The 25,657-nt window shown below is 50.4% G+C and carries 22 protein-coding genes; 15 read left to right on the top strand and 7 right to left on the bottom strand.

All coding sequences use genetic code 11. The features are described from left to right. The first annotated feature begins 123 nt into the window (after nucleotides 1-123). Together NST96_RS15535 and NST96_RS15530 are read left to right on the top strand one after the other, a co-directional pair. Nucleotides 124-1,902 carry a 2-oxoacid:acceptor oxidoreductase subunit alpha gene (locus tag NST96_RS15535; protein WP_003385773.1) on the top strand — a complete coding sequence of 593 codons (1,779 nt, stop codon included), beginning with the start codon at nucleotides 124-126 and terminating at the stop codon, nucleotides 1,900-1,902. Next, a complete protein-coding gene (locus NST96_RS15530; protein WP_003385771.1) occupies nucleotides 1,874-2,740 on the top strand; it encodes a 2-oxoacid:ferredoxin oxidoreductase subunit beta in 867 nt (288 codons plus the stop codon). The genes NST96_RS15535 and NST96_RS15530 overlap by 29 nt, the downstream gene beginning before the upstream one ends. 99 nt (nucleotides 2,741-2,839) lie before the next feature. Here NST96_RS15530 and NST96_RS15525 read toward each other — a convergent pair whose 3' ends face one another. Then, nucleotides 2,840-3,880: a hypothetical protein gene (locus NST96_RS15525; protein ID WP_003385769.1), complete on the bottom strand. Its 1,041-nt coding sequence runs from the start codon at nucleotides 3,878-3,880 to the stop codon at nucleotides 2,840-2,842. 52 nt (nucleotides 3,881-3,932) lie between these two features. On the opposite strand from NST96_RS15525, the gene NST96_RS15520 reads away from it, so the two are divergent. The 3 genes from NST96_RS15520 to NST96_RS15510 all read left to right on the top strand — a co-directional run bounded on the left by NST96_RS15520 (nucleotide 3,933) and on the right by NST96_RS15510 (nucleotide 6,572). Then, a complete protein-coding gene (locus NST96_RS15520; RefSeq protein ID WP_024983813.1) occupies nucleotides 3,933-4,688 on the top strand; it encodes an MBL fold metallo-hydrolase in 756 nt (251 codons plus the stop codon). Between the two features lie 20 nt (nucleotides 4,689-4,708). Beyond that, nucleotides 4,709-5,269, top strand: a complete 561-nt coding sequence (locus tag NST96_RS15515) for a class I SAM-dependent methyltransferase (protein WP_024983812.1) — start codon at nucleotides 4,709-4,711, stop codon at nucleotides 5,267-5,269. Nucleotides 5,270-5,492: 223 nt separating this feature from the next. Beyond that, nucleotides 5,493-6,572 carry a YheC/YheD family protein gene (locus NST96_RS15510; RefSeq protein WP_003385766.1) on the top strand — a complete coding sequence of 360 codons (1,080 nt, stop codon included), beginning with the start codon at nucleotides 5,493-5,495 and terminating at the stop codon, nucleotides 6,570-6,572. A gap of 64 nt (nucleotides 6,573-6,636) precedes the next feature. On the opposite strand, the gene cbpB is transcribed toward NST96_RS15510, so the two are convergent. Next, nucleotides 6,637-7,113: a cyclic-di-AMP-binding protein CbpB gene (cbpB, locus tag NST96_RS15505; protein WP_003385765.1), complete on the bottom strand. Its 477-nt coding sequence runs from the start codon at nucleotides 7,111-7,113 to the stop codon at nucleotides 6,637-6,639. 289 nt (nucleotides 7,114-7,402) lie between these two features. Between cbpB and NST96_RS15500 the strand changes: the two genes are divergently transcribed. Next, the gene (locus tag NST96_RS15500; RefSeq protein ID WP_311068400.1) at nucleotides 7,403-8,110 is read left to right on the top strand and encodes a hypothetical protein; all 708 of its coding nucleotides are present in this window, start codon (nucleotides 7,403-7,405) and stop codon (nucleotides 8,108-8,110) included. 7 nt (nucleotides 8,111-8,117) lie between these two features. On the opposite strand, the gene NST96_RS15495 is transcribed toward NST96_RS15500, so the two are convergent. From NST96_RS15495 to NST96_RS15485, 3 genes are all read right to left on the bottom strand, one after another. Next, nucleotides 8,118-9,254 (bottom strand): acyltransferase, encoded by a 1,137-nt coding sequence (locus NST96_RS15495; RefSeq protein WP_003385763.1) that lies wholly within the window; start codon nucleotides 9,252-9,254, stop codon nucleotides 8,118-8,120. A 70-nt stretch (nucleotides 9,255-9,324) separates the two neighbouring features. Continuing rightward, the gene (locus tag NST96_RS15490) at nucleotides 9,325-10,173 is read right to left on the bottom strand and encodes a lipoate--protein ligase family protein (RefSeq protein WP_031932887.1); all 849 of its coding nucleotides are present in this window, start codon (nucleotides 10,171-10,173) and stop codon (nucleotides 9,325-9,327) included. A gap of 161 nt (nucleotides 10,174-10,334) precedes the next feature. Further along, nucleotides 10,335-11,564, bottom strand: coding sequence for an S-layer homology domain-containing protein (locus tag NST96_RS15485; protein ID WP_003385760.1), 1,230 nt, complete (start codon nucleotides 11,562-11,564; stop codon nucleotides 10,335-10,337). A 449-nt stretch (nucleotides 11,565-12,013) separates the two neighbouring features. Here NST96_RS15485 and miaB point away from each other — a divergent pair, with 449 nt between their 5' ends. The 6 genes from miaB to mutL all read left to right on the top strand — a co-directional run bounded on the left by miaB (nucleotide 12,014) and on the right by mutL (nucleotide 20,938). After that, on the top strand, nucleotides 12,014-13,525 hold the full coding sequence (miaB, locus tag NST96_RS15480; RefSeq protein ID WP_024983809.1) for a tRNA (N6-isopentenyl adenosine(37)-C2)-methylthiotransferase MiaB: 1,512 nt from the start codon (nucleotides 12,014-12,016) through the stop codon (nucleotides 13,523-13,525). A gap of 6 nt (nucleotides 13,526-13,531) precedes the next feature. Then, nucleotides 13,532-13,975: a YlbF family regulator gene (locus NST96_RS15475; RefSeq protein WP_003385756.1), complete on the top strand. Its 444-nt coding sequence runs from the start codon at nucleotides 13,532-13,534 to the stop codon at nucleotides 13,973-13,975. Nucleotides 13,976-14,107: 132 nt separating this feature from the next. Continuing rightward, nucleotides 14,108-14,668 carry an outer spore coat protein CotE gene (gene cotE / locus NST96_RS15470; protein ID WP_003385755.1) on the top strand — a complete coding sequence of 187 codons (561 nt, stop codon included), beginning with the start codon at nucleotides 14,108-14,110 and terminating at the stop codon, nucleotides 14,666-14,668. A gap of 127 nt (nucleotides 14,669-14,795) precedes the next feature. Then, complete coding sequence (locus NST96_RS15465; RefSeq protein ID WP_122957673.1) at nucleotides 14,796-16,109, top strand: hypothetical protein; 1,314 nt, start codon at nucleotides 14,796-14,798, stop codon at nucleotides 16,107-16,109. A 110-nt stretch (nucleotides 16,110-16,219) separates the two neighbouring features. Further along, the gene (mutS, locus tag NST96_RS15460) at nucleotides 16,220-18,796 is read left to right on the top strand and encodes a DNA mismatch repair protein MutS (protein ID WP_003385753.1); all 2,577 of its coding nucleotides are present in this window, start codon (nucleotides 16,220-16,222) and stop codon (nucleotides 18,794-18,796) included. 21 nt (nucleotides 18,797-18,817) lie between these two features. Beyond that, the gene (gene mutL / locus NST96_RS15455; protein ID WP_342404166.1) at nucleotides 18,818-20,938 is read left to right on the top strand and encodes a DNA mismatch repair endonuclease MutL; all 2,121 of its coding nucleotides are present in this window, start codon (nucleotides 18,818-18,820) and stop codon (nucleotides 20,936-20,938) included. Nucleotides 20,939-21,033: 95 nt separating this feature from the next. On the opposite strand, the gene NST96_RS15450 is transcribed toward mutL, so the two are convergent. Continuing rightward, nucleotides 21,034-22,329, bottom strand: a complete 1,296-nt coding sequence (locus NST96_RS15450) for a hemolysin family protein (RefSeq protein ID WP_031932883.1) — start codon at nucleotides 22,327-22,329, stop codon at nucleotides 21,034-21,036. A gap of 252 nt (nucleotides 22,330-22,581) precedes the next feature. After that, a complete protein-coding gene (locus NST96_RS15445) occupies nucleotides 22,582-23,256 on the bottom strand; it encodes an SIMPL domain-containing protein (RefSeq protein ID WP_031932882.1) in 675 nt (224 codons plus the stop codon). Nucleotides 23,257-23,525: 269 nt separating this feature from the next. Between NST96_RS15445 and NST96_RS15440 the strand changes: the two genes are divergently transcribed. Genes NST96_RS15440 through hfq form a run of 3 tightly spaced genes read left to right on the top strand, consistent with a single transcriptional unit; the run spans nucleotide 23,526 to nucleotide 25,540 of the window. Further along, on the top strand, nucleotides 23,526-24,311 hold the full coding sequence (locus tag NST96_RS15440) for a class I SAM-dependent methyltransferase (RefSeq protein ID WP_003385749.1): 786 nt from the start codon (nucleotides 23,526-23,528) through the stop codon (nucleotides 24,309-24,311). Continuing rightward, nucleotides 24,308-25,267, top strand: a complete 960-nt coding sequence (gene miaA / locus NST96_RS15435; RefSeq protein ID WP_003385748.1) for a tRNA (adenosine(37)-N6)-dimethylallyltransferase MiaA — start codon at nucleotides 24,308-24,310, stop codon at nucleotides 25,265-25,267. The genes NST96_RS15440 and miaA overlap by 4 nt, the downstream gene beginning before the upstream one ends. A 30-nt stretch (nucleotides 25,268-25,297) precedes the next feature. After that, nucleotides 25,298-25,540, top strand: coding sequence for an RNA chaperone Hfq (hfq, locus tag NST96_RS15430; protein WP_003385747.1), 243 nt, complete (start codon nucleotides 25,298-25,300; stop codon nucleotides 25,538-25,540). Nucleotides 25,541-25,657 lie beyond the last annotated feature (117 nt).

Raw genomic sequence — 25,657 nt, 5'->3', positions numbered from 1 at the left:
CTTTTTTGCATGGCTCGGACTACAATTGGTACAGTCTATGCACAATTTTGTCACATCTTATCGGAACCTGTCGTGTAAGGTGGGGCAGCTTTTTCTCACAGTCACTGAAAGGGTGGAATCTGAATGATTAGTCAACTTTCCTGGAAAGTTGGAGGACAGCAAGGGGAGGGTATCGAGAGTACTGGTGAAATCTTCTCGATGGCCATGAATCGGATGGGCTACCATCTGTACAGCTATCGCCACTTCTCTTCCCGTATTAAGGGTGGACACACCAACAACAAAATTCGTGTGAGCACCAAGCCTATGCGCGCAATCTCCGACGATCTGGACATCCTCGTTGCTTTCGACCAGGAGACCATTGATTTTAACGCTCACGAGCTGCGCGAAGGCGGTATCATCATTGCGGACGCGAAATTTAACCCGAAGCTGCCGGAAGGTCTGAAAGAAGTTCGCTTCTTTACCGTTCCTTTGTCCGAGATTGCAGACGAACTGGGTACGTCCCTGATGAAAAACATGGTGTCCATTGGTGCTTCCAGCGCGATCCTCGGCATTCCGGCGGAAAGCTACCGTAACATTGTTGAAGATATGTTCCTCCGCAAAGGCGAAAAAGTAGTCGAAAAGAACATGGAGGCTATTCGCCGCGGATTTGACTTTGTCAACGAATTGACGGGTGGACAACTCCCTGAATTCCAACTGGAGAAGGCTGAAGGTCAAAAACAATTGTTCTTGATCGGAAACGACGCGATTGCCCTCGGTGCAGTAGCCGCAGGCTGCCGTTTCATGCCTGCATACCCGATTACTCCGGCTTCCGAAATTATGGAATATCTGATCAAAAAGCTGCCGAAGTTTGGCGGTACTGTTATTCAGACTGAGGACGAAATCGCTGCCATTACAATGGCTATCGGCGCTAACTTCGGTGGCGTTCGCGCGATGACTGCTTCTGCAGGTCCTGGTCTGTCCCTGATGATGGAAGCAATCGGTCTGGCAGGTATTACAGAGACACCGGTTGTGATCGTGGATACACAACGCGGCGGCCCATCTACAGGTATGCCTACCAAGCAAGAACAATCCGATGTAAACGCAATGATCTACGGTACTCACGGCGATATTCCGAAAGTCGTTATCGCGCCGAGCACGGTTGAAGAGTGCTTCTATGACACTGTGGAAGCGTTTAACATCGCGGAAGAATATCAGCTCCCAGTCATTCTCATGACCGACCTGACACTCTCTTTGGGTAAACAAACCGTTGACCCATTTGACTATAGCAAGGTTGAGATCCGCCGCGGAAAACTGCTGGCTGGACAAGAACTGCCTGAAAAAGAGCAGAACGACCTGTTCAAGCGTTATGAAGTAACGGAAGACGGCGTTTCCCCGCGTGTTATTCCGGGACAAAAATACGGCTTGCACCACGTTACAGGCGTTGAGCATGACCAGACGGGTCGTCCATCTGAGAACGCAGCTAACCGTGTCGCTCAAATGGATAAGCGCATGCGCAAACTGGAAGGCGTGCTGAAAACCTTCAAAAACCCAGTCGTATTCGATGCGAAGCACGAAGAGGCTGATGTATTGATCGTAGGAATCAACTCCACGATCGGTACGATCCAGGAAGCAAAAGCTCGTCTCGAAAACGAAGGCGTAAAAGTAAACCATGCACAAATCCGTTTGATTCATCCATTCCCGGCTGAACAACTGAAAGCGCATGTTGAAAAAGCAAAACAAGTGATCGTAGTTGAACATAACGCACAAGCGCAAGTAACCAATCTGCTCAAACAGCACGTCGGACACGCTGAAAAGATCCAATCCGTGCTGAAATACGACGGAAACCCGTTCTTGCCGAAGGAAATCTATAGCGAAGTTAAGGGGCTGATTAAACATGGCGACTTTGAAAGAGTTTCGCAATAACGTAAAGCCAAACTGGTGCCCGGGCTGTGGAGACTTCTCCGTACAGGCATCGATTCAACGCGCTGCTGCTAACGTAGGTCTCGAACCTGAACAATTGGCAGTCGTATCCGGTATCGGGTGCTCCGGACGTATTTCCGGTTACATCAATTGCTACGGCTTCCACGGCGTGCACGGTCGTGCACTTCCAATCGCGCAAGGTCTGAAAATGGCGAACCGCGAGCTGACTGTTATCGCTGCCGGCGGTGACGGTGACGGTTTCGCGATCGGTATGGGCCACACTGTTCATGCGATCCGCCGCAATATGAACATCACCTATATCGTAATGGACAACCAAATCTACGGTTTGACAAAAGGTCAAACGTCTCCACGTTCCGCGACCGGTTTCGTAACCAAGTCGACTCCGGCTGGTTCGATTGAATCTGCCATTTCTCCAGTTGAATTGGCTCTGTCTGTCGGCGCTACCTTTGTAGCCCAATCCTTCTCCAGCGACCTGAAAGGGTTGACTGAACTGATCGAAATGGGTATCAAGCATGAGGGCTTCTCTCTGATCAACGTATTCAGTCCTTGTGTAACCTACAACAAGGTAAACACCTATGACTGGTTCAAAGAAAACATTGTGCCGGTAGACACCATCGAAGGCTATGATCCGCATGACCGCATCAAAGCGATGGCTACTTCCATGCAGTACAAAGGCCTGTTGACCGGTCTGATCTACCAAAACACAGAACAAAAAGCTTACGAGCAGCTGGTAACCGGATTTAAAGAAGAATCCTTGGCTGGTCAAGATATTCGCATGAGCGAAGAAGACTTTGCGAAACTGGTAGCTGAATTCGCGTAAGCATGCATATTCGCACCTTTTGATGAAAAGCATGAGAAAAACCTCTCCGGGTGATGGAGAGGTTTTTTTGATGGCTGCGGAGTGCTCTTCCAGAATGCGTCACGATGTCGGTTTCCCGCGGATTTGCTGGATAAACAGCATCAGGAGGAACAAGATTACGAGTTGTCCAAACATGGGATAAAGAAGACGAAGCAAGGGACCAAAACCGATGAAGCTGATGGCGTATCCGACCAGCAGGATGCCTGCTACAATCGTATAGCGGCGTAGGCCTGTTGCCTTCTTGATCTGTTCGGAGAGGCCGAAAACATTCGCGACGAGCGTTGAGAATATTTCCGTGTAGACCAAAATCGAGAAGAAAAACGGAATCCCTTTGCCGAGGCCCTGCAGCAGAGCGATCATGGGCATCTCTGCGTGGCCGATCGCCGGCATGCGAACGGACATCGAAGCATAGGCCAACAGCAAAAGAATGCCAATGCCCAAACCGCCCAGTATGCCTCCCCATATCAGCGGTCTCTCGCTAAAGCTGTGACGACCGATTGGAACGAGCACAGCTTGTGTCAGCGAGATATTTAAGGCAACATAGTAGAGAGGGGAGCTCAGCCAGGCCCAAGGCTTGACGGCTTCGATCAGGGGCTCGTCATCCAGCCAAGGCCGGGAATATAGAAATACGAGCAGGGTAAAGCCGATCAAAAGGGGGACGAACAAGCTGTTGACGGAATGAATGGCAAACAAGCCTTTTCGTGCCACCAAAAAAATCAGGATCATGCTTACCCAAATCCCGAGCTGCGGAGATAATTGGAAAGACTCCAGGAAGACAGCTCCAGTTGCAGCCAGCATCACTGAGGTTGTTCCAAACAACACAGTCAAGAGCAGCATGTTGAAGATAGTACCGACGGGTCGTCCAAACAAATAGGTACTCAGGTCCTGGTAAGAATCGGCCTGAATCCGATAGGATAGCACCATGACCCGGATTCCGCCCCAGATAAACAAGCCGGTGGCAAGCAGAATGCCTACCAGCCCCTGGGAGCCATACTGAACAAAAAACTCAACAATTTCTTTGCCGGAAGCAAAGCCTGCTCCCACCACCGTACCGATATACGTAAAGGCAATTTGCAGTGCGGCCTTCCAAGAACGCTGCATGACAAACCTCCTGTCCCACTTACTTCATCCTATGAGAGAGGAAGCGATGAATATGCTCCTTACTGTCCTGGGGTTTCAGTCCCCTTATCCGGGCCCTGCCGGAGCGACTCCCGGCTACCTGATTCAGACCGCATATACCAACCTTCTGCTCGATTGCGGGAGTGGTGTATTAGCTCAGCTTACCCGTCATCTGCCGGTTTACGATCTGGATGCGCTCATCCTTTCCCATTATCACCATGATCACGTAGCCGATGTCGGCGTATTGCAGTACGGCCTCATGGTCCATCAATTATTTGGCCAGCGGGACCAAGAGTCTCCGCTGCCGATTTACGCTCCGGGCAAACCTGCTGAAAAAACGGCGGAACTGGTGTACCGCGATGCGACTCGTTTTTACCCGGTAGATGAAACGACAACTTTGACGATCGGGGATATCCGCGTCTCATTCCTCCGCACCGATCATGGAGATGGCGACCCTTGCCATGCAATCCGATTGGAATCGTCGGGAAAAACGATTGTATATGGAGCAGACAGCGGTCCGGGAACGGATTGGACACCGTTCGCCAGCCAGGCCGATTTGTTTATTTGCGAGGGTACTTATCTGGAGCGAAACAAGCCTGCACGCCCAAATGGACATCTGAGCGTTGGGCAGGCGGCGGAATGGGCGGAGAGACTGCGCTGCGGCTCCCTTCTCATCACTCATCTGTTTCACGAGTACACAGAAGAGGAAGTGCGGCAAGAAGCGAAAGCGTACCGGAGCGGCACTTGTTATGTAGCAAAAATCGGTTTGCAGATAGATCTATCGCTATAGAAAGAGAGGAGAGAAGCAAGATGTTTCCCAATGTCTTGGAAGTAGCACGAACATTAATACGGGAGAGAGTTGTTGCCGGGGAAACGGTGATCGACGCAACGATGGGAAACGGGAACGACACCCTGTTCCTTGCTCGTCATGTGGGTGAAACCGGCAAGGTAATCGCTTATGATATCCAACCCCAAGCCATGGAGAAAACAAAAGAACGCCTCGAGCGAGAGGGAGTCCTCGAACGGGTCGAGATGAAATTAGCGAGCCACGAGGAGATGACGCAGCTGACGGGGCCGGTCGGGGCGATTATGTTCAACCTGGGGTATTTGCCAGGGGGAAACAAAGAGATCACGACCCAGGCAGCGACTACGATCCGGGCGATCGAAGCGGGTCTGTCCCTTTTGAAGCCCGGCGGAATTATGACCGTCATGGTTTATTGGGGGCATCCGGCTGGCTCCGCTGAAAAGGAAGCGGTGCAGTTATATTGCTCGCAACTCAGCCAATTGGAATTTTTGGTGCTCCAATACCAGTATCTCAATCAGCAGAACCAGGCCCCTTTTTTGCTGGCGATAGAACGAAGAGAAATGTGAGGAGCGTTTTGCCATTTACGGAGGCCTGATTTTTGTATTTCGCAGCTTTGGACTGGCGGCAGAGATTTTTTCTTTCCCGGGCAAGCGCATGTTCCGACAACCTTAAAAAAGAATGCAAAAGGGTGTCGAAGGAGCAAACAAACATGTTCGGGAAAATAGGCACGCCCTTCCCGGGTCATATACATACCCTATGATGAGGAATGCATCAAGGGGGCAAAACTCCGTGAATAAAGTCGGAATCATGCTGGATTGGAACATCATCCAACACGGCATCAACGGCAAAAAATCGTATGAACGACTGCCTTATTATGTGGAAATCGGGAGAGAATTAGGTCTTGAGCCAGTCTTTTTTCATCCTCGCCATGTCTTGTCGAACGGAAAGGTGAAAGGCTATTTTTGGAATGGGAGCCGCTTGGTTCCGAGAGTGGTTCCTGTGCCGCGGGTTATCCATAACCGCGTGTTGACAGGAGACCTGAAAGCCCGTCAAGTAATCAGAAGCCTGAGCAAGACACAGCTCGTTTTTAACGGTTTGGTCGTCAGAGACAAGCGGAAAGTCCATCAGATGCTTTGGAAAAACCCGCAAGTGCGTAGCTATTTGCCCCATACGGTCCCTTATTCAAGAGACAACCTGCGTCATTTCCTCGACCGCTATCGAATCGTCTACGTGAAGCCATCGATTGGTTCGGTAGGAATCGGAGTGGTTCGCATCGAGCGAGAGGGGGACCATTACCATTTCATCTCTTCACAGTATCGAAAAGTATTGTCTCGGCAAGGTCTGATTGTGGAGCTTGCCAGGTGGATCGGAAACAAACGGTACTTGATCCAGCAAGGTATCCCTCTGGCCCGGTATGAAGGCAAAACATTTGACATACGGGTCTCCGTGCAAAAAAACCGGGAGCAGAAGTGGTCTGTAAGCGGAATGGTTGCGAAAGTGGCCAATCAAAAGAACAAGCTGAGCAATTTGGCTCGCGGAGGTCGAGCTTTCCCTCTGGAGACCGTTTTGAGAGAGAGTTTTTCTCCTGAGCAGCAGAAGGAAATCATCGAAAGGATCGGGCTTGCAGCGATACAGTTGGCCAGGCAGTATGAAAGCTACTACCCTTCGCTTGCCGATTTGGGAATGGACATGGGGATTGATGGGAAAGGGAACCCCTATCTCATCGAGATCAATATTCGAGATCAGCGCTACTCCTTTTATAGCGCGGGGGAAATGGCAATGTTTAAGCAGACCTATCGCCATCCCCTTGAATACGCCAGCTCTCTGATGAGAGGGATGGTTCCGTCTATCAGAAAAAGCAGCCAGTAAAAAAAGCAGACCTGTTTGCCGAAAGGCCAGGCCTGCTTTTTTCTTTTAGCAAAAATGAGGGACACTATGTAGCATCAGATGGAGTGGCCTGATTTTCTGCCGCCGGGTAAGGAAGTTGGCGGAAATGGCGATATGCCACTGCCAGGATAGATTTTCGCGTCAGGATGCCCTGGAAAACCCCTTCTTCGTCCTCAATACATATAAATGGATGGTTGATCGACATTTCCAACGCTTTCAAAAACTCCTCCGAATTCTTCATCCGGGCAATTTTGGTCGTCATCACCTCATCGACTGTATAATCATCCATTTTTTCATATTCAAATCGTTCCAAGCCCAAGATTTTGTTTAAAATATTCGTTGTGCTGACCTGACCGTGCAGGCGATAGGAGTGATCCAATACGGGAATTGCCGAATAGCCAGACTTGATGAGTACGAGCAGGGCATGTTCCAAAGAATTCCCCAGTTGTACGTGAGCTACTTTTGTCGACGCAATTACGAGATCTTTTATTTTTGTATGGAGCAGTTGCCAGTCCGGATTCAAACAACGTCCACCACCTTTCTCTACATTGGCGAACCTGATTCGCCTTATGTGGTTCACCTCTATGATACCGTATGGAGAGAGGGAAGGGTAGGGCTGCGTGCAAACAAAACAAAGATGCCCGGCAAAACAGCCGGGCAAATATCGAGGTGTGGAACAAACGTCCCTTACCCTGTAGTATGCAGGATCGCAGGGCTATTTACACTAGGATTTTGTAGGAAAACAGGCGTAACTTTTTTACCGGTTCAATCGTCTTACTGATGGATCCCCTTTTGCTAGGAGCTGTGTTGCCATGCGAAAAACAATTTGGGGGGCTGTTGCCCTGTTCATGATCTTATCTGCAGGAGCCGGTTTTTTTGTGGGCAGACAGTTATCTTTGCACGGCTCAGGATTTGATCGCGCCCAAATGTCTGAAGTCCCCGACTGGCTCGTGGAGGATTTGCGCAAAGAGCTGGATGAAAGCGTGCGCAATCTGGTTGTTCCTGCCCAAATTACAGTTGTCCCTATAGGGATAAGAAAAATAGACGCATCTATAAAGCCCTCTTCGGCGACTGAGGGTACGCCGGATGCTCCTGATCTGCTCGCGGCTGTAAAACTGCCAGAGGGACTAGGGGCGACAATCCTGTACGAACGCCGAAATGGTGACTATGAAGCTGTATTCAGCAAGCAGGAGAGCGTATACAGCTATCAGGTTGTCGGGGAGGATTACTTGGTTCTGACGACAGACATCTCCGCTGTGCAAGGAGATGAGCGTGCCTTATACGTGATTCATAAGACGCCCGAAGGTTATCATGAGGCCTGGAGCGGTATCGCCCACCGCCGCAATCAACAAGAGACGATGGATGTGCTCGATGCCACCGTAAAGCTGGACCCAGATGGAAAAACCATGGTTTATTTCAGTTTGGAACGCACTTTGGACCAGACGGGAGTCGCTTTGATGGAGAAGAGCTCCTACCAGCTTCTGCGTTACAATGAACGGACCCATCGCTTTGAAAAGTGAAAGGCGCCTAAGCGCCATGTGTGTTTATTTGTACCCGTCTACGGCTCTTGCGTTTTGGCCTTTGGTTCCAGAAGGAAATCAGGGTGTGCTCATACAGGAAAATACACAATGGCGGGGTAATTACAAACATTGCCGCCATTAAGACCGGAGTTGACCAATTCAGTCGGAAGATGACGTAGCTCTCCAGCAGGAATAGGATCAGCGGATGCACAAGGTAGATGGCCATATTATACCTCGCCCATTTGGACAGCCATTCGCTGAGCGCCGGAAGTTTGCCAAGATACCGGGAGAGCGGATAAAAACTGACCAGGAAGCTCGTCGTATAGATCAAGTAAATCGGATCAAAAATATTCAGGCTCTGTTCATAACTGATGTGGTTGTTCAAATAGCGGTACGCGATCCAAACGCCCAGACTGATTGTCAAGATCCATGCTGGCAGCTTGATGCGATCTGTCCAGAGCCGCCATTTATCCACATGAAGTCCGGCATATGCCCCCAGTGCGAAAGTAAAGAAGTACATATAGACGTAATTTTGACCGCTTACGTATCCGTGCTCGATCAGAGAGAGCAGCGGGCCCGCAGACCAATCGATTGCCCACTGAGGATCGGCAAATAAATAGTGGAATGCGACGTACAGCGCATTTTGCAAGAAAAACAGCAGAGCGACCATCCAAAAGCGCAAATACCGCTCAAACCACTCCTTGCAAACAAAAAAGAGCAAATTCAGCTGCAGATATAACGGAATATAATATAAATGATAAAAAGAACTGCCGGTTAGCAGGCTGTGAAAAAATTGTGGAGCCAATTGGGCCACGTTAACGGTTTGCAGCTTGAAAACTGTATAAATCGCCGTCCAAATGATATAGGGAAGAACGATGACTCTCCAGCGCTTTCGCCAGAATGCCCCCCAGTCGACCTGGCGTTTCTGATACCAGTAAAAAAGCAGCATCCCCGTTGCAAAGATAAACAGCGAGCGTCCAAACCGCAGCAATATGAGCAAGACAGCCTCGATGTCCGTATTCCAGGGATACTCGCTCTGTGTCTGAATAAAGAAACCCAGAATATGAATGACCAATACGGTAGCAGCCCCAAAAACAAAAAGGGCATTCAGATCCTGAAAAGTCCCCTTTCGATTGCTATTCATATCTCCTCCTAAAGCTTTTAACAGCACGTTTTATCCACGTGCTTTTTTCTGGTTGCCAGGAAATACGTTTTTACGGTTCGGCTGTTAATTTCCAGTCTGGTTTACGCAACTCTTCCGCAGTAAATGCAAATAAGTCAAGCCTTTCTGCCAAATGGACACGAGACTCGGAAAGTGTTTGCGCATCAACGGCAAACGCTGCAGGCTGTACGGGCCATTCTGATTGAATGGCAGCAAGCAGCCGTTCTTTGACGTCGGCTACAGAGACGCTTTTGCCGGTGAGGGCATCGATACTGCCTACTGTTTTTCCGTCAATAAAGGGGATCGGCTTGTTTTTCTCCATTTCAGCCAGGCCGGCCAAATCGTAAAAATGTTCCATCCACTCTCCGCGGGGCTGGTCTTCCACATTGATGCACAACTGCAGGATGGAACCAAAACGAGTGCGGCGCTGAGCCATGCCGCCGATTTTTTTTCCGTGAATCGAAAAATCATACTCTCCGGCACAGTAAGAGCCTGTCACCTCCCCGAACTCGATGACACCGTAGTCACGCAGTCCGACTGCGAGCAAGCCGGTAACGAAGCGGAAAAATGCATCGATAGAGATGGTGGTATCGGGCAGCAAACAGGCCAAGTTTAGCACACCAGCATCGAGCGGGACACAGGCGCCGCCGGAAGACCGCAGCACACAGCCAAAGCCTTGCTGTCCAAAATGGCGTAAAGCGTCCTCCAACCGGGGGAGCTTGGCATCGCGCCGCCCCAGGTACAGGGCTTTGTCATACACCCACAAATGTAAAATGGGAGCTGCTCCATCTCTCTTCATCTGAGCCGCCAACGCTTCGTCACGGGAGAGAGGCTCAAGCGGGCTTTTCCGGTAGATGCCCGAATCCATCCACAAAAACGGCTGGTTTACAAGAAATGACATAGGAAACCCCTTCCCGGTCAAGAATCGCTACCATTATAACTCTGAACGCCATTCATTTCTAGTGATCTTCTACACGCAATTTTTGCCGCGAATAAAAAAACCGTTTCCGGCTGGCGGCCACAAGCGGACCGCACAACCGACGGAAACGGTGATATCGAAACTCAGTCAAGCACTTTAAACGTGAAGTTATCAAGAGAGGTCAGCTTGCGCGGAGCATCCTTTGTCGCATCTTTTTGCAAATAAAGGCCAAGCTGAGTATTGGAAAGCTTCAATTTTTCCTGGCCAAACAAATACTGGTTGTTCATGTAAATCGAAACGGCATCGTCTTTTACCACGATTTTCAATTTGTTCGTCCCTTTCAGCTTGTAAGAACCGGATGCAATGGTATCGAAATCGTCGTCATTGACGTCATCCACGGTCGCAAGGGTCACACGATCTTTGTTCAGGAAAACGACATGCGCTTTGCCGTCCTTTGCGTTAAAGTAAAGGCCGCCCAAACCGTTTGTCCCGTTCGCATTGACATCCACAGACATTTCAAAGTGATCCGTATTGGCCTTTTCGTTCCAGATCAAAGGCAGGAAGAAATGCTCCAGCTTGCGGTCAGTAGTCGTGGCCGTTGCTTGCTTGTTAATGACACCCCATGTGCCTACTGCATTGTCTGTATCCCAGTTTTTCAATTCCTCCGAAGAGAAATTGTCGCTGACGCTGGTCGGAAGCTCCGGAGTTGGCTTGTCAGGGGATGGGAAGACCACTTTTGTTTCATCATCTTCGCGATCCAACAGAGCCCGATACAGGAGAGAAGCCGCTTCCGCACGAGTAATCGCATCTTGCGGACGGAAGTAGTTGTTGCTTCCTTTCATCAGGTCGGTCTGGATCGAGATCGCAACGTAAGGGCGAAGCGCAGCCGAAATGCGGTCGTCATCGTTGAAGCGCTTCAGTACGCTAAGGTCGGCTTTGTGTGTGCGATCGTAGCCCAACAGGCGGACGAGCGCGACGGCAATATCTTCCCGTACAGCATACTGATCAGGCTTGTAGGTGTATTTGTTCCCGGATTTATACCCGGTCAGGTACGGCTTGGCGTATTCTACATAGTAGAACGCCCAGTGATTGCGCGGAACGTCCTGGAAGGTCTGGCTCACCTTTTGCTTGTGAATATCGACGCCAGCTGCTGCAATCATGATTTTGGCAAATTCGGCACGGGTTACCTTGTTGTTGGGACGGAATTTTCCATCCTCGTAGCCTTTGATAATCCCTTTGGACGCCATTGCCTGGATTTCTTTGTACGCCCAGTGACTCCGAGGGACATCGGAGAAGGTCGTCGACGCGCTGACGAACGGCACGACAGTGACAAAGAGCATCACCGCCATTAAAAACGTAAGAACTCTTTTCATAGAAACCTCCTGATCTCTTTTGATTTCGTTCGGCCTGCTTCTATGACGCCAGGGGACAAGGATAAGTTGCAGAAAACCAAGCCCGTTTGGCAAAATTGTGTAATTAGTCTCACGCAGAAACGCTGTTCTATGAAGAAAGCAGGAAAAGGCTATGACGCAGGGGCTCTGAAAGGGGAGCCGGTATGTATGAGACAAGTACAAGGAAACAGGGGAGGCACGGACCACAGCAGATGTGCTCTTGGGAAATTATATGGGACCGTTTCCTCATTCATGAATCCGCTTTTCGCGGACATGCCATACCGTTCGGTTGGATGAGCGAAGGAGCGGATAAAGCTCTCTGGAATCTTCATAGGATATTCGTATTTCATTTCAGGAAAAAGGCATTGATATGCTATAATCATGAGTTGTAACTACCTACAAACACATCTTGCAGATGAGGTGATAGACTGATGTCAGTAAACAAGGAAGCGACTCCGGACTTAAAATCCGGGAAGTCATCCAAAACGGTAGAGGATTTCGCCAAATATTTTCAACCGCCCTCTTTAAAGGAAGCAAAAAAACGGGGCAAAGAAGAAATTCAGGTACACTACAACTTTGATATCCCGGAAGAGATGAGAGAGATCGGGAAGGGCAAGCGCTATCATGTACGGACATATGGCTGTCAGATGAACGAGCATGATTCAGAAACCATTGCAGGTATTCTCGAACAGATGGGGTATACGTTTGCAGAGGATTTCGAAGAGGCTGATGTAGTTCTCTTCAATACCTGTGCGATTCGCGAAAATGCCGAGGATAAGGTTTTTGGCGAGCTGGGACATATGAAGCGTCTGAAAAACAACAATCCCAACTTGATACTCGGTGTCTGCGGTTGCATGTCCCAGGAAGAGAAGGTTGTCAACAAGATCCTGAAGAGCTACCAGCAGGTAGACCTGATCTTTGGGACGCACAATATTCACCGGCTTCCTTTCCTGCTTCGGGATGCCATATTCAGCAAGGAAATGGTCGTCGAAGTGTGGTCCAAAGAGGGCGACATTATCGAGAACATGCCGAAGAACCGCGTAGGCAATATCAAGGCCTGGGTCAATATTATGTACGGTTGTGACAAGTTCTGTACGTACTGTATCGTTCCGTACACGCGCGGCAAAGAACGCAGCCGCCGTCCCGAGGACGTGATCGCAGAGGTGCGGGAACTGGCCCGCCAAGGCTTTAAAGAAATCACTCTGCTCGGCCAGAACGTCAACGCCTACGGAAAAGATTTTGAGGATATCGAATACGGATTTGGCGACCTGCTTGACGAAATCCGCAAGATCGACATTCCGCGTATCCGCTTTACGACGAGTCATCCGCGTGATTTTGACGATCATCTGATCGAGGTGCTGGGTAAACGGGGCAATCTCGTTGAACACATTCACCTGCCTGTCCAATCCGGTTCGACTGAGGTACTCAAACGGATGGCCCGCAAATATACGCGCGAACACTATCTGGAGCTGGTGCGTAAAATTAAAGCGGTGATTCCGGATGTAGTGCTGACAACCGATATTATCGTCGGATTCCCGGGAGAGACCGACGAGCAGTTTGAAGAGACGCTTTCGCTTGTTGAAGAGGTAGGCTACGACTCCGGATATACATTTGTGTATTCGCCGCGCGAAGGTACCCCTGCAGCTGTCATGGAAGACAATGTTCCCATGGAAGTGAAAAAAGAGCGGCTGTATCGCTTGAATGAGCTGATGGCAAAAATCAGTTTGGAAAAAAATAAACCATTGCAGGATCAAGTCGTCGAGGTATTGGTTGAAGGCGAATCGAAAAACAACCCGAACGTGCTCGCTGGGCGTACCCGGACAAACAAGCTGGTTCACTTTGCGGGTGATAAATCGCTGATCGGACAATACACGCATGTAAAGATCAATGACGTAAAAACATGGACCTTGCACGGCGAAATCGTGACAAAAATCGAGGTGTAATGAATGATGGAACAAACAGGCCTGTACACGCAAAAAGAGATTTTGGATAAAGCAAGAGAGCTGGCAGCTATGATTGCACAGACCAAAGAAGTAGATTTTTACAAGCGGGCAGAACTGCAGATCAAGCACAATGAGCGCGTGCAAGATTTGATCGACGATTTAAAGAAGAAACAAAAACAGATGGTCATGTTTGAATCGATGAACAAGCCGGAGCTGGTCAGCAAAGTGGAAGCAGAATACAATCAGCTTCACGATGAGCTGGACAGCATTCCGATTGTTACGGAATTTAAGCAATCGCAAGTCGATGTAAACGATCTTCTGCAAATGGTCACCACGGTTATCACCAACACCGTTTCAGAGCGCATCGTACTGGATACCGGCGGGAACCCGTTGACAGGCGAGACTGGCGGCGGACCAGAGAAAAAGCATAAAGGCGGCTGCTGCTCCTGATACTCCGGCAACGGAAAGATACGGGAGGATGAACCGGCGACAAGCTCTGCCAAAATGGCAGTAGGTGTTTGCACCCTAGTCGGATGCCCTGCATACAAATGTACAGAAACGTTGTATGGAGGAGGTAACGAAATGTCGGGTACAGACAAAGACCTGCAGTGCCGGGAACTCATCGCAAAAGCCGTCTGCGGTAAAGGTCATAAATTCACACAAACGACCCACACCATCATACCGTCGCATACTCCTTCGACGATCCTCGGATGCTGGGTGATAAACACGAACTTCCAGGCAGAGAAGGTAGGGGACGCGGTTGAGGTATCTGGTACGTATGACGTCAACCTTTGGTACTCGTTTGCAGATAACACGCAAACCGAAGTAAAGCGGGAGACAGTCAATTTCTCCGTACTCGTTCCGCTTACGTTCTTCGACAGAAACAGCCGCGGAGACCTGGAAATCCTGGCCCGCGCCGTTGAACAGCCGAAGTGCGTCAAAGCCGAACTGAGCGGCGGTGGCACCGTCACTGTAAGAGTCGAAAGTGAATATGCCGTCGAAATAATCGGGGAAACCAAGGTATGCGTAGTCGTTTGCCATAGCTGCGACGACAAGGATTACCATTTGATTGGTGATTACGAAGACAACAGCGACGAGTTTGATGACTTTGATTCGGCCACCCTGCTGGACGAATTGGATTAAGAGGAGAGAAACTGTCTCCTCTTTTTCTTTTTGCCAAATGAAGCCCGTCTGCAAAAGCAGAGCGCGGCGGCTTCACTTTTTGCCGGATTGCGACATAGGCTATCACATCAGAGTGGAGGTGAGGCCCTTGTTTGCAAAAAGTGAAGTGGATTGCTCTCCAGCTCGATGGGGAGATCCTGGATGCCAGACAGCCTTGCCCGGAAATGAAGAGAGTACGATCAAATTTATGCAAAAACCGGATCGAATTCTTTATTTGCTGCGAACCAGCGGCATACCGGTGACGACGAAAGCGGCCCCTGAACCCGGAACCAGAATCTACCGCGTTCATCTTTTTGAAAATCACGTGCTGATGGTCGAAAAATCCTATGTGCAGCAGCAGTGGACCAAGTACTCCATCGCTCATAGCGATTTCCAGCGAATAGATCCGGCTGTCGACGATTATGAGGCAAGGGCGGTTATCCGCCTCGCGATCCGCAGCTTGTATGCGGTCGGTTTGCACCTAGGTCAGATCATCCTGCAGGCGGCCTCTCCATTTCGTGTGAAAGTACGCAGTATCTCCGCCGAATGGGACGCGGAGCATAAGCCGGGATTTCTCGCCGAGGCTGAAGCGTGGTGGTTGAAGGAACAGGGTAGCTGGGAAAGTCCTCAAATCCAGCTTGGGGCCGATCCGGAGTTTGCGCTTCGTCATCCCGACGGAAAAATGGCGCTTGCCTCTGATTTCATGGGGATCAGTGGTGTAGTAGGGTGCGACTCAACCCGTTATCGCGAAGACCTTGCACTGCATCAGCATCCGCTGGTCGAGCTCCGCCCCGCGCCCTCGGCAGAGCCGGACGCGTTGTTCTCGCGCATTGTCAAAGCGCTCGGAGCTGCAGCCAAGAAAATCGTCGACAAGGAAGTGGAATGGATCAGCGGGGGGATGCCATTCGACGGCTACCCGACAGGCGGCCATATACACTTCAGCGGGATCAGACCCCATTTTTCCCTGCTGCGCCGCCTGGATGCATACCTCGCGATTCCGCTTGTCCTGATCGAAGATGAAGGCTGTCAAAAACGGCGTCCACGCTATGGATTTCTCGGTGATGTTCGCGAAAAGGAATACGGAATCGTAAAAGGCTTCGAGTATCGCACCTTGCCCAGTTGGCTCGTGCATCCCGTCGTGGCGAGAGGCGTTCTTCATCTGGCGCGACTGGTTGCGTCTTCGGCGGATATATTATCACGAGGCTGTATCGCCCCTGCCTTGATCCGTGCCTATTACAAGGGGGAAAAGGAACAATTGGTCCCTTACGTAAACAGCATTTGGAAGGAGATATCTGCGCTGCCTGGATACGAGCGTTCGCGGAGCTGTCTGGACGATTACTTTTCTTTTTTGCTGGCAGGTCATACTTGGCCGGCAAACAGCGATCTGAGGAAGGTATGGTGCCATTACGTCGGCAAAGCATAATCGCCAGGATGAGCGCGATCTCTTGCAGCCATGCACGGGGAAAGGTTCAACATACGGCTTTCCCCGTGTTATAATGGACGAACGAGAATGAAGCTAGGAGATAGGTTACAATGGCACAATATACACCGATGATTCAGCAGTATCTGGCGATCAAGCGTGACTATCCGGATACTTTCTTATTTTTTCGCTTGGGCGATTTTTATGAACTGTTTTTTGAAGACGCAGTCGTGGCATCGCGTGAGCTGGAAATTACCTTGACAGGGCGCGAGGGCGGCGGCGAAGAAAAAATCCCGATGTGCGGCGTTCCTCATCACTCTGCTGATGCTTATATTGCCGAATTGCTGAAAAAAGGCTACAAGGTAGCCGTCTGTGAACAAGTAGAAGATCCAAAGGAAGCGAAAGGAGTCGTCCGTCGGGAGGTCACGAGGGTTATTACTCCCGGGACGATGATGGAGGGCAAATGGCTCTCCGACAAGGAAAACAATTACATGGTTGCGATTGCGCAAGCGGAGGGCAGCATGGGTGTCGCCGCTTGTGACATGAGTACCGGCGAGATGTACGTAACCTCGCTGATTGGCAGACGAGAGGCAGCGCTGGATGAAGCGATGCAGTACCACCCCAAGGAATTGGTGTTATCCGGGTGGGCTGGAGAGCTCAAGTCAGATGTACCTGTCACATACATAGAGGACACTGAGCTGGACGGGCTTGCCGTCGACCGCCAATACGGCAACGACGCACGTGAGCTTGATCTCGCCATGCGCAAGGCAGTCAACACCCTGCTTCACTATATCGGCGTCACACAAAAGCGAAGCCTGTCACACATGTTGTTGATCAAGCGCTATGATGCCAAGCAGTACCTGCAGATGGACGGCTTTTCCCGCAGAAATCTGGAGCTGACCGAAACGATACGGGACAAATCGAAGAAAGGCTCGCTGCTCTGGCTTCTGGATCGCACCGAAACAGCGATGGGAGGCAGGCTGCTTCGCCGCTGGATTGAACGTCCGCTGGTAAACAAAAGTGAACTTGAGGCCCGCCTGGATGCCGTTTCGTATTTGAAAGGGGACATGCTGCTTCGTTCAGACTTGAGGAACTGTCTGGATCAAGTGTACGATTTGGAGCGTCTGGCAGGAAGGATCTCTTACGGCAATGCGAACGCTCGCGATCTGGTACAGCTTCGTCATTCGCTGGAAACGATACCGATGTTGAAGCGGCTGCTGCTGGAGACAGATGCACCGGTTTTGAAGGAATTGGCTGCGGGAATGGATGAGTGCGCAGACATCGTCACGTACTTGCAGGCTGCTCTCGTAGACGATCCGCCTATTTCGGTACGGGAAGGCGGTTTGATCCGGACCGGTTATGATGAGTATCTGGACAAGCTTCATACAGCGAGTCGCGAGGGCAAGACGTGGATAGCCCAACTGGAGCAGACAGAGCGGGAAGCGACCGGGATTCGCTCGTTAAAAGTGGGATACAACAAGGTCTTTGGCTATTACATCGAGGTTTCACGGGCGAATCTGGCTAACGTGCCAGCTGGCCGGTATGAACGAAAGCAAACATTGGCGAATGCGGAACGCTTCATCACGCCCGAATTAAAGGAAAAGGAAGCGCTGATCCTGGAGGCGGAAGAAAAGCTGATCGAGCTGGAGTATCAATTGTTCGTCCAGATTCGCAATGAGGTAGCGGCTCATATCCCGCGCTTGCAGAGCCTTGCGGAGCGGGTGGCAGCGATCGACGTGCTGCAGGCATTCGCTACAGTAAGCGACGAACGCGGGTATGTACGTCCGGAGCTGGTCACAACGGGTGAATGTGTCATTACAGATGGCAGACATCCTGTGGTAGAAGCCGTCCTCGAACGGGAAAAATACGTCGCCAACGACGTTCATATGAACCAGACAGATCGGCAGATTCTCCTCATTACCGGTCCGAATATGGCCGGGAAAAGCACGTACATGCGGCAAATTGCGCTCTTGGTCGTCATGGCGCAAATCGGCTGCTTCGTGCCGGCAAAAGCAGCCCGGTTGTCTTTGGTCGATCAGATTTTCACGCGGATTGGCGCTGCCGACGATCTGGCCTCCGGGCATTCCACGTTTATGGTGGAAATGCTGGAAACCAGGCACGCTCTGCAAAAAGCAACGGCCCAAAGCTTGATCCTGCTCGATGAGATTGGACGAGGCACCTCTACCTATGACGGAATGGCTCTGGCACAGGCGGTAATTGAATACATCAGACAAAAGATCGGTGCCAAAACGTTGTTCTCTACCCATTACCATGAGCTGACAGGTCTGGAGGAATCGTTGACCGGAGTCGTCAATGTGAACGCAAGATGTGAAGAACGGGCCGGAAAGCTGCTCTTTTTACACAAAATTGAGCCTGGCCGCGCAGACAAAAGCTACGGAATCCACGTCGCAGAGCTGGCCGAGATGCCCCAGCAGGTCATTGAACGTGCACGAGAAATTTTGGCGGGATTGGAGTCGGCGGGCACGACGGCAGGTGATGTGCAAATGTCCCTGGAAACGCTCTGGTCTGCTCCAGTGGCTGCTGTACGCGAAGAACCGAAATCCCTGTTGTCGCCAGAAGAGGAACAGGTGCTGTCTGAGCTTCGCGAGCTGGACCTCAATCAGACGACGCCGATGGACGCCATGCTGAAGCTTTTCCATTGGAAACAGCAAATGAAAAAAAGCAAGTAAACCAGTTCGAGGAGGAAACCGATGGGGAACATACATGTGCTGGATGACAACCTGGCCAATATGATCGCCGCAGGCGAAGTGGTAGAACGACCCGCTTCCGTTGTGAAAGAACTGGTGGAAAATGCAGTTGATGCAGGGGCAAGCACAGTGGAAATCCATGTGGAAGAAGGCGGCCTTTCCCTGATCCGTGTAGTCGACAACGGTCAAGGCATGGATCGGGAGGATTGCCGTCTCGCCTTTGAACGCCATGCGACGAGCAAAATACGCAGTCCCCGAGATTTGTTCCGAATACGGACGCTTGGCTTTCGCGGAGAGGCCTTGCCCAGTATCGCGGCGGTTTCCCGGGTGGAACTGACGAGCACCCAATCGAGCGGGCAGGTAGGGACTCGGTTGATGATGGAGGGTGGAGCGATTGCAAGCATTAGCGAAATCGCAGCTGTCAAAGGGACCGAGATCGTTGTCCGCGACTTGTTTTACAACACGCCAGCCCGCCTCAAGTATATGAAATCGATTTCTACGGAGATTGGCCATATTTCCGATTACGTCAACCGTTTAGCCCTGACATACCCTTCAGTGGCATTTACGTTGACTCATAACGGAAAGAATTTGCTGCATACATCCGGGGATGGCAAGCTGCTGCACGTAATGGCTGCCATTTACGGTGTTCAGGTAGCCAAGCTGCTGCTGCCGATCAGCGGAGAGACGCTCGATTTTCGGTGGACCGGATTCATTTCCAAAACGGAAGTAACCCGGGCAAACCGGTCGTATCTGTCTACCCTTGTAAATGGTCGATACGTACGCCATTTCGGGTTGAACAACGCGATCATGAGCGGCTATCATACATTGCTTCCGATCGGCCGCTACCCGATCGTCACGCTCCAGATCGAGATGGACCCGACTTTGCTGGATGTCAATGTCCATCCAGCAAAGCTGGAGGTTCGTTTTAGCAAGGAAGACGAGCTGTGCACGGCGATCGAGCAATGCGTGAGGTCTACGCTGCGCCAGGGACTGGACATTGTGCGTCCGTTGACAGCAGAGCGCAAGGCAAGGGTTATCGAGCAGGTGGTACAGCCGCAGTTTGATCTGACCTGGTCAAAGCCTGCCGGTCAATCGAATGCAGACACTACAAAGCCATTTCAGGCAGAAATACAGCAGCCGCTTTCCAGTCCCGGCAGCTTCCATCCGGAAATACAGGGAGCGAACGAAGAGATGCCGGCCGCTGAAGCGGTGAGCCTCGTTCGGGCGCATGATTTGGCCCGTTCAAATACAGAGCAGGCTGTTGATGCCGGAAAGCAGAAGCACAACGCTGTAAAAGAGGGCAGAGAGGAATACACAGCGTGGCAAAACGGCGGTATGGCTGCTGATACAGCACTAGCGGCCGTTTCTCCGGGGGTGTCCACGGCGACCACAGCAAGTGGGGATGATTTTGAAAGGACCGATCTGGAAGTTCATCTCCCCCGGGATGGATATGAAAAAGGTCCCGAAGAACGTGGAGCGGAGAGCAGCTTGGATCCATACGGGGAAGATGTAGCTGTTGCGGAGAAAACGGAGACAGTGCCGCAAATGTATCCCGTCGGCCAAGTGCACGGTACGTACATTGTGGCTCAGAATGAGAATGGCATGTATTTGATTGACCAGCACGCTGCCCAGGAACGTATCTTCTATGAGCATTTCATGCAGAAGCTGGCGGAGGAAAGTGTCGCAAGTCAGATGCTGCTGTTTCCGCATACGGTTGAATTGACTGCCCAGGAAGCGTTGAAGCTGGACAAACGGCTCCCGCTGCTGCGCTCCTTTGGGCTTGAGATTGAGTCCTTCGGCACAAAGACGTTTATCGTACGTGCACATCCTCACTGGTTCCCGGGAGGAAGCGAGCTGGAGGTAATCGAAGAGCTGATCCAATTTGTCATGGAGGCCAGCGAGGCAGCACAGGCTGATATTCGCTCGATGAGGGAGAAGGCAGCGATACTCATGTCCTGCAAAGCGTCGATCAAAGCGAATCGTTTCTTGACACACGCGGAGATGGAAAGCCTGCTAAGCCAACTTCGGGAAAGCTCCAGTCCATTCACCTGTCCGCATGGCCGCCCGATCATCATTCATTTCTCCAGTTATGATTTGGAGAAAATGTTCAAGCGCGTTATGTAAGTTTCTAAGTGAAAAAAGGGTCAAGGGCTGTCTGCACAAGCCCTTGACCCTTTTCATGTAACGGAAGATATGGTGCGAATGTTGCGAATCGCAAGTCAGGACTCTGCTTTGGTTACTTCAATGTACTTCAGCGTATGGCCAGACATATCCACTACCTTGAAGCAATAGCCGTCCTCCACGAGCTTGTCGCCGGTCTTCGCAGTGAAATGCTTGGAGAGGAACCAACCGCCGAGTGTATCGATGATATCGTCTGAAAGGTTGGTGCCGAGCAGGTCGTTTACTTCGCTGATGATAAGCTTCGCGCTTAAAATATAGTGATTGTCTTTCAGTTTGCGGATATCGGGTATCTCGTCAGCGTCGAATTCGTCTCTGATTTCCCCGACTATCTCTTCCAAAATGTCTTCAACAGTAACCAATCCGGATGTGCCGCCGTATTCATCCAAGAGGATCGCCATGTGAATGCGCTCTTTTTGCATTTTTACCAGCAAATCGCGGATTGCAATGGTTTCAATGACCCGGATGACCGGATGGATGAACGACTCGAGTCTCATATCAGAGGATTCGTTCACAAGCCTGGCCGTCAAAATTTCTTTTATATTGATCATCCCGAGAATATCGTCTTTATCCCCGTTTACGATGGGGTAGCGGGTGTAGTTCTCTTTCCTGATGGTTTCTACCATTTCCTCAAAAGAATCATGGATGGACAAGCTGACGATTTCTGTACGGGGAACCATAATTTCTTTTGCGATTCTTTCGTCAAATTCGAAAATATTGTTCACATACTTCAATTCATTCTGATTAATTTCACCACTTTGATAGCTCTCTGACAGCAGCAGCCGGAGCTCTTCCTCAGAGTGGGCCATTTCGTGTTCAGAAGCCGGTTTCATACCGAAAACGCCGACCAGTACACGTGCAGATCCATTTAACAACCAGATGAAAGGATACATCAATTTGTAGAACCAGATGATCGGTCTGGCGAAAAGCAGGGTAATGGTCTCCGCTTTTTGAATGGCAACCGTTTTGGGCGCCAGCTCGCCCACTACAACATGAAGGTATGTCATGGCGACAAAGGCAATGCCGAAAGACAACAGATGGGAGATAGAGTCATTCAAGTCCCACTTTACAAATAAGGGATGAAGCAGCCTCTCGACTGTCGGCTCCCCTAACCAGCCTAGTCCCATTGCGGTAACCGTGATACCTAATTGGCATGCCGACAAATACTCATCGAGGTGCGTGGTTACTTCCTTTGCAGCGAGCGCACCACGCCGACCTTCTGCCACCAGTTGGTCAATCCTGGTGCTTCTGATCTTCACGATTGCAAATTCAGTTGCCACAAAAAAACCGGTTAATGCAATCAGGATCACTACCAATATTAAGTTAACTAGTTCCAATGAGTAGCCTTACACAAGTAAGGCGTACACCTCCCTGTTCGAATGTATGGTTAGCTGCATCCATATTAACATTTACGAATATCAATGCGCCGGGTTTCACATGTCTTTTCTATGTATTTTTTGTAAGAGGGCAAAATCTAGAAGAGCGATGGAGGCTTTGATGTGGATGTTGGTGCAATCCTAGCGGGGTCATGTTTTGCGAACATGTGTGTTCCGTTGTTCAAGAGATTTCTGCACATTTGGCAGCAATGGCTAACATGGAGAGAAGGTATACTCCGCATTTACGGATGCACGAATTTTGATTTCACCAGGCTGGATCGGGGTGGCCGCTCTGGCAAGGAATGTCTCGGCTCGAGACGAAAGAGCCTCAGGAGCTGAGGTAAGCTCTTGCACCTGATGAGGAATAGGGTTGTATCGGACACCGAGTGTCCTTGCGATCGTTGCGGCTTTTTGCTGGCTGTCCTTGACCGCCGTCGAGAGAGCTTGATTGTAAAAGTACTCGGGGTCTCTTAGAGTGAATTGGATGCTGGAAACGGTATTTGCACCATGCTCGACAGCCGTATCGACAACAAGCCCGGTCTGCTCAATCTGGCCTATGATAACTTGGAGCATATGAGTCACTTTGTAGCCCTGGAAAATTTGTCTGCCATCCTGGTATTGGTACTGGATTTCGATTTGGTAGCGGAGTGTTTTCAGCAGCTCTTGTGGAATTCCCAGGTTCGTCAGAGATTGAATGACCCGCGACACAGCTTCTGCATTTTCGGCTTGAGCGAGCTGGAGATTTCGGTTTTCTGTAATTGTTCCCAAAATCGCAACCGCCTGGTCCGGAGCCGCGGAGATTGTACCTTCGCCAGTAACCTTGATCACGTACGGATTCCGGGGAGTTGGCAGCACAGGGTAATGAGACATGGATTGATGGGGATACATCAAACGAACCACCTTTCATAAAAATATGCTCTCTACACTGTATTACGCCGCATCGAGACCATACCTCAAGATCAAAGGTCCAGCGATTGTAAACTTCTTGTAAAAAATTTATTGCAGGCCAAGGGAGAGGCAAAAACAGATTTGACATCCCCAACCGGAAAAGATATAAAAATGAAGTGGACAAGAATGCCAAAAAAGCGAAATGTGGAATGATTGTAAAAAGGAGCGTCTTGGACAGATCATGATTTCATTACGAACGGGTGATACGGATGATCGTCACCACCTCCCTTGAACCGAGCGCAGAAACGACGAGGCACGCACGTGAGCTTGCGGCGCGTTTCAACCTGACTCTCGTAGAGCGAAAGGACTACTCGCTTGCTGAATTGAGAAAAAGATTTGCTGAATCGGAAGTATTGATCGTATCCTCCAAGGGAGCTAGACTGGAGGCAGTGGGAAAAACAGCGTTCTTTTTTCACCCGAACACGGCTGCATTTCGTATAAAGCGGTTGGAGCGCGGCGATAATGATACTATGCTCACTGTTTGCCAAATTCAACCAGGAGACAAGGTTCTGGATGCCACCATGGGCTTGGGCGCTGATGCCATCGTGTTTGCTCATGGCGTTGGAGAAACGGGACGTGTAGTCGGGGTTGAATCCGAGCGGACCATCGCTTTGTTGATTGAAGACGGGCTTGCATACTGGCCAGCCGAATCACAAGCTTTGCGTGAAGCGATGAAGCGGGTGGAAGTTCGGGTCGGGAACCATTTGGACGTATTGAGAAGCTTGCCTGCCGATTCATTTGACGTGGTGTACTTTGATCCCATGTTCGAAGAGACGGTGAACAGCTCCGCGGGAATAGCCGGAATCAGGGAATGGGCAAATAACCGTTCACTGGAGCAAGCTGCCGTAGCGGAGGCGCTTCGCGTTGCCAAAAGGCGAGTCGTCCTGAAGGAAGGGAAGACAGGAAGGCTGTATCAACAGTTCGGTTTCACTCCCTATCGAACCAGAGGAAACCAGGTCGTATACAGCTATAAAGAGAAAGGCGGAGGGGAGTGAACGTGCAAGAGAAAGAGAGACTCGTCGTAATCGTAGGACCGACGGCAGTGGGCAAGACAGCTTTAAGTCTGGAGCTGGCTGAGCAGTTTCGGGGAGAAATCATTTCCGGTGACTCCATGCAGGTTTACCGCGGGATGGATATCGGCACTGCAAAAGCGTCTCCGGCTGAATTGGCAAAAGTACCGCATCATTTGATCGACATTATTGATCCAGATGAAGAGTATTCAGTAGCCCGCTTTCAAGAGTCAGCTACCCGATTGATTACCGAGATCAACGGACGCGGACATCTGCCCTTTATCGTGGGAGGAACCGGGCTCTACATAGAGTCAGTGACCCATCGCTTTCAATTTGCTGCAGCCGAGCAAGATTTGGAATTGAGAAGCCGTCTGCAAAGGCTGGCTGAGATTGAGGGTGTGGAAGAGCTGCATCGGCGCTTGGCTGATGTGGATCCGCTGACGGCGCAAAGACTGCATCCCAATGATGTGAAACGGGTCATCCGAGCCCTGGAGATCTATCAACTGACGGGTACGCGGATGTCCGATTTTCAACACAGGGAAGCATATTCGCCTTATGACATCTTCATGATTGGCCTGACGATGGATCGGCAAAAGCTGTATGAGCGCATCAATCAGCGAGTGGACAAGATGATTGAGGACGGTCTGGTAGAGGAAGTAAGGCGACTTTTGGATCTCGGCTACGGTTCGGCATTGACCTCTATGCAGGGACTCGGGTACAAAGAGCTGATCCCTTACCTCTACGGAGAAATCACATTGGAGAAAGCCGTGAACGATATCAAGCAGCGTACGAGGCATTTTGCCAAAAGGCAGCTTTCCTGGTTCCGGCGGATGTCAGCTATCGAGTGGTTTGACCTTACGAACACTGATGACTACCCGAAGATCGTCCAAACAATCAAACAGATAATGGCAGGAAAGTTTCCTCAATTGCCGAATATATAACATACAAGTCCTTTTAGGGGGTAATGACCAATGAAACAGACGATCAACATTCAAGATACGTTCCTGAACCACTTGCGGAAGGAAAACATCGCGGTCACCATCTACCTGGTAAACGGTTTTCAATTGCGCGGTTACATCAGAGCGTTTGACAATTTCACGATTGTCATTGACAGTGAAGGGAAGCAGCAACTGGTCTATAAGCATGCCATTTCCACCTTCACTCCACAGCGTCCCGTGTCGCTCATGTCTCAGGACAACAATCAACAAGCATAAGCGTCACAACAACGAAGCCGGGATCTTAGCCATCCGGGCTTTTTTATCTGGTATGACAACGCAATCAATCCGCACGAAGAGAATATAGCTGACAAAATAGCAGGATAGTATACATAA

The sequence above is a fragment of the Brevibacillus sp. FSL K6-2834 genome (assembly GCF_038592925.1).
GTDB classification, from domain to species: Bacteria; Bacillota; Bacilli; order Brevibacillales; family Brevibacillaceae; genus Brevibacillus; species Brevibacillus borstelensis.
The sequence above is the reverse complement of the archived record's forward strand: the minus strand, read 5'-3'. Positions and strand labels throughout refer to the sequence as shown.

What these genes read in the sequence shown, in the direction of transcription:
- NST96_RS15490 (WP_031932887.1), bottom strand. Translation starts at nt 10,173, where the DNA reads ATGTCATTTCTTGTAAACCAGCCGTTTTTGTGGATGGATTCGGGCATC.
- NST96_RS15485 (WP_003385760.1), bottom strand. Translation starts at nt 11,564, where the DNA reads ATGAAAAGAGTTCTTACGTTTTTAATGGCGGTGATGCTCTTTGTCACT.
- hfq (WP_003385747.1), top strand. Translation starts at nt 25,298, where the DNA reads ATGAAACAGACGATCAACATTCAAGATACGTTCCTGAACCACTTGCGG.
- NST96_RS15520 (WP_024983813.1), top strand. Translation starts at nt 3,933, where the DNA reads ATGCTCCTTACTGTCCTGGGGTTTCAGTCCCCTTATCCGGGCCCTGCC.
- NST96_RS15495 (WP_003385763.1), bottom strand. Translation starts at nt 9,254, where the DNA reads ATGAATAGCAATCGAAAGGGGACTTTTCAGGATCTGAATGCCCTTTTT.
- cotE (WP_003385755.1), top strand. Translation starts at nt 14,108, where the DNA reads ATGTCGGGTACAGACAAAGACCTGCAGTGCCGGGAACTCATCGCAAAA.
- NST96_RS15440 (WP_003385749.1), top strand. Translation starts at nt 23,526, where the DNA reads ATGATCGTCACCACCTCCCTTGAACCGAGCGCAGAAACGACGAGGCAC.
- NST96_RS15500 (WP_311068400.1), top strand. Translation starts at nt 7,403, where the DNA reads ATGCGAAAAACAATTTGGGGGGCTGTTGCCCTGTTCATGATCTTATCT.
- mutL (WP_342404166.1), top strand. Translation starts at nt 18,818, where the DNA reads ATGGGGAACATACATGTGCTGGATGACAACCTGGCCAATATGATCGCC.
- NST96_RS15445 (WP_031932882.1), bottom strand. Translation starts at nt 23,256, where the DNA reads ATGTATCCCCATCAATCCATGTCTCATTACCCTGTGCTGCCAACTCCC.
- NST96_RS15535 (WP_003385773.1), top strand. Translation starts at nt 124, where the DNA reads ATGATTAGTCAACTTTCCTGGAAAGTTGGAGGACAGCAAGGGGAGGGT.
- NST96_RS15530 (WP_003385771.1), top strand. Translation starts at nt 1,874, where the DNA reads ATGGCGACTTTGAAAGAGTTTCGCAATAACGTAAAGCCAAACTGGTGC.
- miaB (WP_024983809.1), top strand. Translation starts at nt 12,014, where the DNA reads ATGTCAGTAAACAAGGAAGCGACTCCGGACTTAAAATCCGGGAAGTCA.
- NST96_RS15475 (WP_003385756.1), top strand. Translation starts at nt 13,532, where the DNA reads ATGGAACAAACAGGCCTGTACACGCAAAAAGAGATTTTGGATAAAGCA.
- NST96_RS15515 (WP_024983812.1), top strand. Translation starts at nt 4,709, where the DNA reads ATGTTTCCCAATGTCTTGGAAGTAGCACGAACATTAATACGGGAGAGA.
- NST96_RS15525 (WP_003385769.1), bottom strand. Translation starts at nt 3,880, where the DNA reads ATGCAGCGTTCTTGGAAGGCCGCACTGCAAATTGCCTTTACGTATATC.
- mutS (WP_003385753.1), top strand. Translation starts at nt 16,220, where the DNA reads ATGGCACAATATACACCGATGATTCAGCAGTATCTGGCGATCAAGCGT.